Annotated in this window: 9 protein-coding genes; 4 read left to right on the top strand and 5 right to left on the bottom strand. The window is 60.4% G+C overall.

What is annotated here, in order from left to right:
- Window positions 1–73: 73 nt before the first annotated feature.
- Together F8N49_RS23675 and F8N49_RS23670 are read right to left on the bottom strand one after the other, a co-directional pair.
- The gene (locus F8N49_RS23675) at window positions 74–829 is read right to left on the bottom strand and encodes an anti-sigma factor (RefSeq protein WP_151552819.1); all 756 of its coding nucleotides are present in this window, start codon (window positions 827–829) and stop codon (window positions 74–76) included.
- Entirely contained in the window at window positions 826–1,332 is a 507-nt protein-coding gene (locus F8N49_RS23670) for a sigma-70 family RNA polymerase sigma factor (RefSeq protein WP_151552817.1), read from the bottom strand. The genes F8N49_RS23675 and F8N49_RS23670 overlap by 4 nt, the downstream gene beginning before the upstream one ends.
- A 156-nt stretch (window positions 1,333–1,488) precedes the next feature.
- Between F8N49_RS23670 and F8N49_RS23665 the strand changes: the two genes are divergently transcribed.
- Together F8N49_RS23665 and F8N49_RS23660 are read left to right on the top strand one after the other, a co-directional pair.
- On the top strand, window positions 1,489–2,595 hold the full coding sequence (locus tag F8N49_RS23665) for a catalase family peroxidase (protein ID WP_151552815.1): 1,107 nt from the start codon (window positions 1,489–1,491) through the stop codon (window positions 2,593–2,595).
- Complete coding sequence (locus tag F8N49_RS23660; RefSeq protein ID WP_024013443.1) at window positions 2,592–3,137, top strand: cytochrome b; 546 nt, start codon at window positions 2,592–2,594, stop codon at window positions 3,135–3,137. Before F8N49_RS23665 ends, F8N49_RS23660 begins: the two co-directional genes overlap by 4 nt.
- 60 nt (window positions 3,138–3,197) lie before the next feature.
- On the opposite strand, the gene F8N49_RS23655 is transcribed toward F8N49_RS23660, so the two are convergent.
- Complete coding sequence (locus F8N49_RS23655; protein WP_073471325.1) at window positions 3,198–4,349, bottom strand: M14-type cytosolic carboxypeptidase; 1,152 nt, start codon at window positions 4,347–4,349, stop codon at window positions 3,198–3,200.
- A gap of 95 nt (window positions 4,350–4,444) precedes the next feature.
- On the opposite strand from F8N49_RS23655, the gene F8N49_RS23650 reads away from it, so the two are divergent.
- On the top strand, window positions 4,445–4,663 hold the full coding sequence (locus tag F8N49_RS23650; RefSeq protein WP_125927390.1) for a hypothetical protein: 219 nt from the start codon (window positions 4,445–4,447) through the stop codon (window positions 4,661–4,663).
- A 104-nt stretch (window positions 4,664–4,767) separates the two neighbouring features.
- On the opposite strand, the gene F8N49_RS23645 is transcribed toward F8N49_RS23650, so the two are convergent.
- The gene (locus F8N49_RS23645) at window positions 4,768–5,166 is read right to left on the bottom strand and encodes a DUF6124 family protein (protein WP_038862224.1); all 399 of its coding nucleotides are present in this window, start codon (window positions 5,164–5,166) and stop codon (window positions 4,768–4,770) included.
- 130 nt (window positions 5,167–5,296) lie between these two features.
- Here F8N49_RS23645 and F8N49_RS23640 point away from each other — a divergent pair, with 130 nt between their 5' ends.
- A complete protein-coding gene (locus F8N49_RS23640) occupies window positions 5,297–5,956 on the top strand; it encodes a LexA family transcriptional regulator (protein ID WP_071172928.1) in 660 nt (219 codons plus the stop codon).
- A gap of 42 nt (window positions 5,957–5,998) precedes the next feature.
- On the opposite strand, the gene F8N49_RS23635 is transcribed toward F8N49_RS23640, so the two are convergent.
- The coding region (locus F8N49_RS23635) for a biotin/lipoyl-containing protein (protein ID WP_306106540.1) at window positions 5,999–6,941 on the bottom strand (943 nt) is incomplete at its 5' end.

The raw sequence follows: 6,941 nt of genomic DNA, 5'->3' as shown, positions 1-6,941 counted from the left end.
GATCTTTTGATCTTGGTTGCCACCAACAGATCGCAGCCTCGTTGCACTCGTCAGCTCCTACCAGAGGCGGATTTCAGAACGGTGGCGATTTCTTGAGCAACTCTGCCGCCGGCGAGTCGGTCGGGCTGACCACCGCATAGTTGTAGCCCGGCCCTGACCAGTAATCGGCCTGCAGATCGCCATCGCTGCGCGAGCCACGCGGCAGCAGGGTGTTTTTCGGCCCCGGTGGACGCAGGTAGAAACTGACCTTGTGACCGCTGCCATCCTCATACATCACCATCGCCGCCGCGCCTTCATCGGTGCTGAGCAAGCGCCCGCTGACCGGCTCGAATCCGGCAGCTTTCAAGTCCGGCAAGCGCCCGGCACCGCTGAAGTAGCGGTCGAGCCAACGCTGCATGTCGCCGTCGCTGTCGACCTTGTAATCGGCGGGCAGTACGCCTTGCTGGGCGATCAGGCGATAGGCTTGCAACGCGTCAGTCATCGGCAATTGCGCAGGGCGCGCCAGGGTCATTTCCCGCGCCTGCCAGCCACTGAAACCGCCAATGCTCACGGCAATGAGCAACACCGCCGCGCTGGCCAGGTGGCGACGGGACTGCTGGCGGCGGCGCTGGCGAATCATCATCGGGTCGAGCGCCGGATTGGCCGGTTGCTGCAAGGCGCCACTCAGCGCTGCGCGCAGCTGCTGGGCGTCGCGTTGCCAGGCGCGAACCTGCGCCGCTTCTTCGGGGTGGCTGGCCAGCCATGTCTCGAGCACGCGCCGATCGGCGTCGCTGAGCTGGTGGTCGACGTAGGCGTGCAAATCTCGTTCGCTGGGAGGCAGGCTGATCATTTGAGTATCCGCAAGGAAGGGCTGTAGATTTCGCCGTCGCTGAGTTGGCGCAAGGCCTGGCGGGCGCGGGACAGGCGCGACATCACGGTGCCGATCGGGGCGCCGAGGATCTCGGCGACCTCTTTATAGGACAGGCCTTCCACCGAGACCATCAGCAGCAAAGCGCGCTGTTCGGTGGGCAGGCGTTCGAAGGCTTGCAGGGTCGACTGGGCAATCACCGTGCGTTCCACAGACGGCTCGGCATCGTCGCGACCGGTGAAAAACTCCAGCATCCGCGCATAGCGCCGCGAACGACGGTGCGCATCGAGAAATTGCCGATAGAGAATTGCGAACAGCCAGGCGCGCAAGTCGCCTTCGGCGCGTTTCTCGCCCCAGGCCGACAGCGCCCGCTCGAGGCTGGCCTGGACCAGATCGTCAGCGCTGCTGCTGTTGCGCGTCAACGACACGGCGAAGCGGCGCAATCTGGGAATGATTTCTCTCAACTGTTCGTCGAATTCGCTCATGAATTTCTGCTGGTCGCTACGCTGTGGACTAGGAAGACGCCCGTCAGCGCAGGTTATTCCCCGTGCGCAAAAATAAATACCGCGACGTGGAATAAACCCGGACGGGGTGCGTCTTGCTGACTCTTTCCACTTGTGGCCGATGGCCTGGAGATATTCATGGTTGATCGCTCGTCCCCCAACGCTGCACCGCCCGGCAGGCCGCCGCGCCAGCCACTGAGCGCCGCGAGCCTGGTTTTACGTCTGGGCGGCATTGCCGTGATTGTCGCCGCCGTGGCCGGGGCGTTTGCCTACGTGCATGGCAACCTTGACCCACAACGATTGACGCCAAAAGCGTTGGTCGATGTGCTGGAAAAGAACAACGGCGTGCATCCCGGCTTTCGTCGCAATCACGCCAAGGGCGTGTGCGTGATCGGCCATTTCGAAAGCAGTGGCGAGGCGCGGGCATTCTCTACAGCACAAGTGTTCAACCTGCCGCAGACACCGGTGGTGGGTCGTTTTGCCTTGCCGGCGGGCAATCCCTATGCGCCGGACAGCGCCGTACCGATCCGCAGTCTGGCGCTGCGCTTCACCCAGGCGAACGGTCAGCAATGGCGCACCGGCATGAACAGCATGCCGGTGTTTCCGGTGGGCACGCCTGAAGCGTTCTACCAATTGCAGCAGGCGCAGTCGCCGGATCCAGCCACTGGCAAGCCCGACCCGACGAAGGTGCCGGCGTTCTTCGCTGCACACCCGGAAGCCGTGCCGTTCTTGACGTGGGTGAAGACCGCCAAGCCTTCGGCCAGCTACGCCACCGAAACCTATAACAGCATCAATGCGTTCTATCTGGTCGATGGCAACGGTAAAAAGCAGGCCGTGCGCTGGAGCATGACCCCGTTGGCGCAGGACGCGGCAGGTGCCACGGCCCCTGAAGGCGCGGACTTTCTCGAGAAGGATCTGGTGCAACGCCTGGCCGCCGCACCCTTGCGCTTCCAGTTGAACATCACCCTGGCCAATGCCGACGACCCGGTCAACGATGCCAGCAAGACCTGGCCCGCAAATCGCAAAGTGCTGAACGCCGGGACTTTGGTGCTGGAGAAAACCCAGCCGCAGCTCAGCGGTGAATGCCGCGACATCAACTACGACCCGCTGGTGCTGCCGGCCGGGATTCAAGGCTCGGAAGATCCACTGCTGGCCGCGCGTTCGGCCGGCTACGCCGATTCCTACCTGCGTCGCACCAGCGAAGTCAGCCAGTTGCCCGCCGCCAAACAGGAGGCTCGTCCATGAGCAAGCAACCGACGCATTTCGTTTTGCTGGCGCGCCTGCTGCACTGGCTGATGGCGCTGATGATCATCGCCATGCTGTTTATCGGCGCGGGCATGGTCACTTCGGTGTCGTCTCGCCATGAATGGCTGATTCATTTGCACAAGCCGCTGGGCATCGCGATTCTGGCGCTGGTGATCGTGCGCCTGCTGGTGCGCTTCACCACCCGCCAACCGCCGCTGCCGGATGATCTGCCGGGCTGGCAGGTGCTGGCAGCCAAGGCTTCCCACGTCTTGTTGTATGCGTTGATGCTGGTGTTGCCGCTGCTCGGCTGGGCGATGATCAGTGCCTCGGGCGAGCCGGTGATGCTGACGGCGTCGCTGCATCTGCCGTCGATTGTGCCGGCTGACGCGCAACTGTTTGCGGTGCTGCGCAAGTCCCATGGCTATCTGGCGTATCTGCTGTTTCTGACGGTGCTGCTGCACCTGGCGGCGGCGCTGTTTCATGGCTGGGTGCGTCGTGACGAAGTGCTCGACAGCATGTTGCGCGGGCGTGATCGCGGCTGACGGGTTTAAAGCAAAAGATCGCAGGCCGGCTGCGATCTTTTGTCGTTACAGAGGAGGGGATCAGCGCAGGGTGTCGACCATGTCGGCGAGGGTGGTCAGCACATCCTTGCCCAATTGCTTGGAACGTTTGCCCGACCAGCCGGTGATCTTGTCCGGGTGGTCGTCGTGGTCCTTGAACGGCATCTCCAGGGTCAGCGACAGGCAATCGTACTTCTGCCCGACGCTGTTGCAGGCCAGGGTCATGTTGGCCTGTCCCGGTTCGTCGCGGGTGTAGCCGTAGGTGGTCTGGAAGTCTTTGGTGGTGTGCTTCAGATGGCTGCGGAAATGCTCTTCAAGCTTTTCGATGCGCGGTGTAAAGCCAGGATTGCCTTCACAGCCGGCGGTAAAGACGTGGGGGATTTCCTCGTCGCCGTGCACGTCGATAAACGCATCGACGCCATATTTTTCCATCTGCTGCTGGACGAAAAGCACTTCCGGACTGATGTCCTGGCTGGCGTTCTGCCAGGCCCGGTTCAAGTCCTGACCCATGGCATTGGTGCGCAGATGGCCATGGAAGGCGCCGTCCGGGTTCATGTTCGGCACCAGATACAGATCGGCGCTGGCCAGCAGTTTGTTCAATACCGGATCGTCCTGGCGCTCCAGACGCTCAATCACGCCTTCCATGAACCATTCAGCCATGTGCTCGCCCGGATGCTGCTGGGCAATGATCCAGATCTTGCGCTGGCCTTCGGCACCGGTGCCTTTGCGCAGCAGCTGAATGTCCCGGCCCTCGACACTTTTGCCGGTCGCCAGCAATTCGGTGCCAGCCTTGCTCAGCGCCTGCTCGATCAACCAGTCGTGGCGGCCGCGGCTGTAGGGCTCGAAGTAGGCGAACCAGGCGTGGGTCTGTTCGGCTTCGAGGCAGAAGCGCAGGCTGTCGCCTTCGAAGCTGGTGGGGATGCGGAACCAGTTGACGTGGTCGTAGGAGGCGACTGCCTGATAGCCGGTCCAGGCCTTGTTATAGGAGGACTGGCTGGCATTGACCAGACGAAACCAGTGTTCCTGATGCACATGCAGGCCACTGGCCTTGAAGTGGAACCACTGAAAATGAGCGCTGCGGGTGTCCGGGCGGATGGCCAGAACCGGATTGAGCGGGTTGCTGATGTCGATGACTTGGATATTGCCGCTGTCGAAATTGGCGCTGATGTCGAACGAAGATTTGGCCACGGTCATAATCGCTTCCAGAGCAGGATTTTTATGACCGGTACTTTACACGCAGGCAGGGCTGAAACCGAGGGGAATTGCGGGTGGAGCGGGGGGCGTCTTCCGTGACGCGCCAGCAGCTTAGAGGCTATGCGATTGATTCTCAAGTGCTGATTGCCATTAGTTTTGCCCAATGTGGCCGGGCTCGGCTTGCCAATCAATATTCTTTTGATATTATCCGCGCCATCGAATTTGCAGCACCTAAAGACTTCATTAGCCTGAAGACACAAGCCCGAAAAACGGGCAAAAAAAGACCCGGCAAAAAGCCGGGTCAAAAACCGTGATTAGCCTGATGAGGAGATAGTCCAGAAGACCGACCTAAGGTCTCTGGTCCATCGACTGATCTCGCGACCAGCTGCTTGCAATAATAATCATTATCATTTGCAAGTCAAATGTTTTTATCTGCGCGATGGGAAAATTCTTTCCTGTCCGCCCGGACCTTGTCCGCCGTGACTTCGTCGTTGTCGATCGAATGGTCGACCATCGCCCGCGCCATATCCACCATGTGCACCACCGAAAAGGCCAGATCGCGACTGGTGCCTTGCAGGTTTTCTGCGGCCTTGAACGCGGTGGCGGCTGCACATCGCAACAGATCCGAGGCATGCACCAGCGCTTCCTCGCCGCTGAGATGGCCTTTGACATTGAAAAAACGTTCGTCCGTCTCGGGTTCTGAAACAGCCGGTTTCAAGTAGTAGTCCAGCGCGCGCTGTGCGGCGGCATTGCCTTGAGGGGAGGTGAAGCTGGTGTCGATTTGCAAATCGGGCAGGTCTTTGCTGCTGATGTTCATCATGAAACGTCACTCCATGTTCGATTGAAAGTCCGTTTCCTTAGGATAGTACCGCCTGTATTTGTGACGAGAATTTAAATACTACAATATGTGTTTTGCCGGTCGAAGACGTCCGCGTAAGGTGCGGCACATGGATAAATGGATTGAGTTGGTCAAGGCCAAGATGAGTGAACTCAAAGTCACTCAAACAGAGCTCGGAGAGCGCGTCGGCATGTCCCAGGGCGGGATCGGTCATTGGCTGAACAAGCGTCGCGAACCCGGTGTTACCGAAATGAACCGCGTGCTCAAGGCGCTGGGAATGGACTTCCTCGAAGTCGTTCTGGTGATCCGCGAACCGCAGCCGACGCCGGAAGACGAGATGCCGCTGGCGCAGAAGTACAACCCGTACTTCCGTTATCCGGTCTGCGATTGGCGTGCACCGTGCGAAGTGCGTGACACTGCGGCGAGCTATCCCGGAGCATCAGCGAAGCAGCGCTTCGAACTGACGGATTACCACGCTCGCGGCGGTGCGGCGTTCTGGCTGACGGTGACGGGGGATTCGATGACCGCGCCGAGCGGCCAGAGCGTTGCCGAGGGCATGCTGATTCTGGTTGACCCAGAGTTGGAGGCAGTGCCTGGCAAACTGGTGATCGCCCAGTGGCCGGACAGCGAAGAAGCGATTTTCCGCAAACTCGACGAGCAGGCCGGCCAGCGTTACCTGGTGCCGCTCAATCCAACCTGGCCGAAAACCCTGCTGACCGATGAATGCCGGATTATCGGCGTGGTGGTTCAGGCAACGGCGCGTTATTGAACGGATCGATCCTCGCTCAAGGCCAGGATCGATCCTTTTATTTCATCGCTCTTCCAGTTCAACCAAAGCGCTGCCTTCGCTGACCATATCGCCTTCCTGGCAATACAGCGCTTTGATCACACCGGCGTGCGGCGCGCGGATGCTGTGTTCCATCTTCATGGCTTCAAGCACCACCAGTTGCGCCCCGGCCTCAACCGACTGTCCCGTTTCGACCAGCACGCGCACGATGCTGCCGTTCATTGGCGCGGTCAGACCGCCCTGATGGTTGTGGCTGGCTTCGACGGCACTGATCGGATCGAACGCTTCGATGCGCCGCAACTCGCCGTCCCATTCCAGATACAACGCGCCGCCCTGACGAATCGCCCGCAATGTGCGGCGCACGCCGTCATGCTCGACGATTAATGCTTCGCCAAGCAGTTTTGCATGGGCCGCAGTTCTCAAGGTCAACGCGCGATCCTGTCCCTCGCAACTCAAATGCAAGGTGATTTGCGCCGGCAAACCTGCTCGCAAACCACTGCCGCAAGACCAGGGCGAGGCGGGATCATCCGCCCGAGCACGCTGCGGCAGACTCTGCGCAAACGCCTGCGCCGCCGCCTGCCAGAACTCATCGCTCAACGTGCCTGGTGCGGGCAGCAATTGCTCCTGATAGTGCGGAATAAACCCGGTATCCAGCTCTGCCGCCGCAAACGCCGGATGCGCGATGATCCGGCGCAGGAAATTGATGTTGGTCTTCAGCCCGCCAATCGCAAACTCGTCGAGCATGCTCAACAGACGCAAGCGTGCCTGCTCGCGATCTTCACCCCAGGCAATCAGCTTGCCGAGCATCGGATCGTAGAAGGGCGATATCGCGTCACCTTCCTCAACGCCGCTGTCTACCCGCCGCCCCGGTCCCTGTGCCGATTCGCGGTACAGATCCAGACGCCCGGTGGCCGGCAAAAAATCATTCGCCGGATCTTCGGCATACAAACGCACTTCGATCGCGTGA

The organism is Pseudomonas sp. GXM4 (assembly GCF_008923895.1).
In the GTDB taxonomy this organism is placed as follows: Bacteria; Pseudomonadota; Gammaproteobacteria; order Pseudomonadales; family Pseudomonadaceae; genus Aquipseudomonas; species Aquipseudomonas atacamensis.
This window is presented reverse-complemented; position numbering and strand designations above follow the sequence as displayed.

What these genes read in the sequence shown, in the direction of transcription:
- F8N49_RS23675 (WP_151552819.1), bottom strand. Translation starts at nt 829, where the DNA reads ATGATCAGCCTGCCTCCCAGCGAACGAGATTTGCACGCCTACGTCGAC.
- F8N49_RS23670 (WP_151552817.1), bottom strand. Translation starts at nt 1,332, where the DNA reads ATGAGCGAATTCGACGAACAGTTGAGAGAAATCATTCCCAGATTGCGC.
- F8N49_RS23665 (WP_151552815.1), top strand. Translation starts at nt 1,489, where the DNA reads ATGGTTGATCGCTCGTCCCCCAACGCTGCACCGCCCGGCAGGCCGCCG.
- F8N49_RS23660 (WP_024013443.1), top strand. Translation starts at nt 2,592, where the DNA reads ATGAGCAAGCAACCGACGCATTTCGTTTTGCTGGCGCGCCTGCTGCAC.
- F8N49_RS23655 (WP_073471325.1), bottom strand. Translation starts at nt 4,349, where the DNA reads ATGACCGTGGCCAAATCTTCGTTCGACATCAGCGCCAATTTCGACAGC.
- F8N49_RS23645 (WP_038862224.1), bottom strand. Translation starts at nt 5,166, where the DNA reads ATGAACATCAGCAGCAAAGACCTGCCCGATTTGCAAATCGACACCAGC.
- F8N49_RS23640 (WP_071172928.1), top strand. Translation starts at nt 5,297, where the DNA reads ATGGATAAATGGATTGAGTTGGTCAAGGCCAAGATGAGTGAACTCAAA.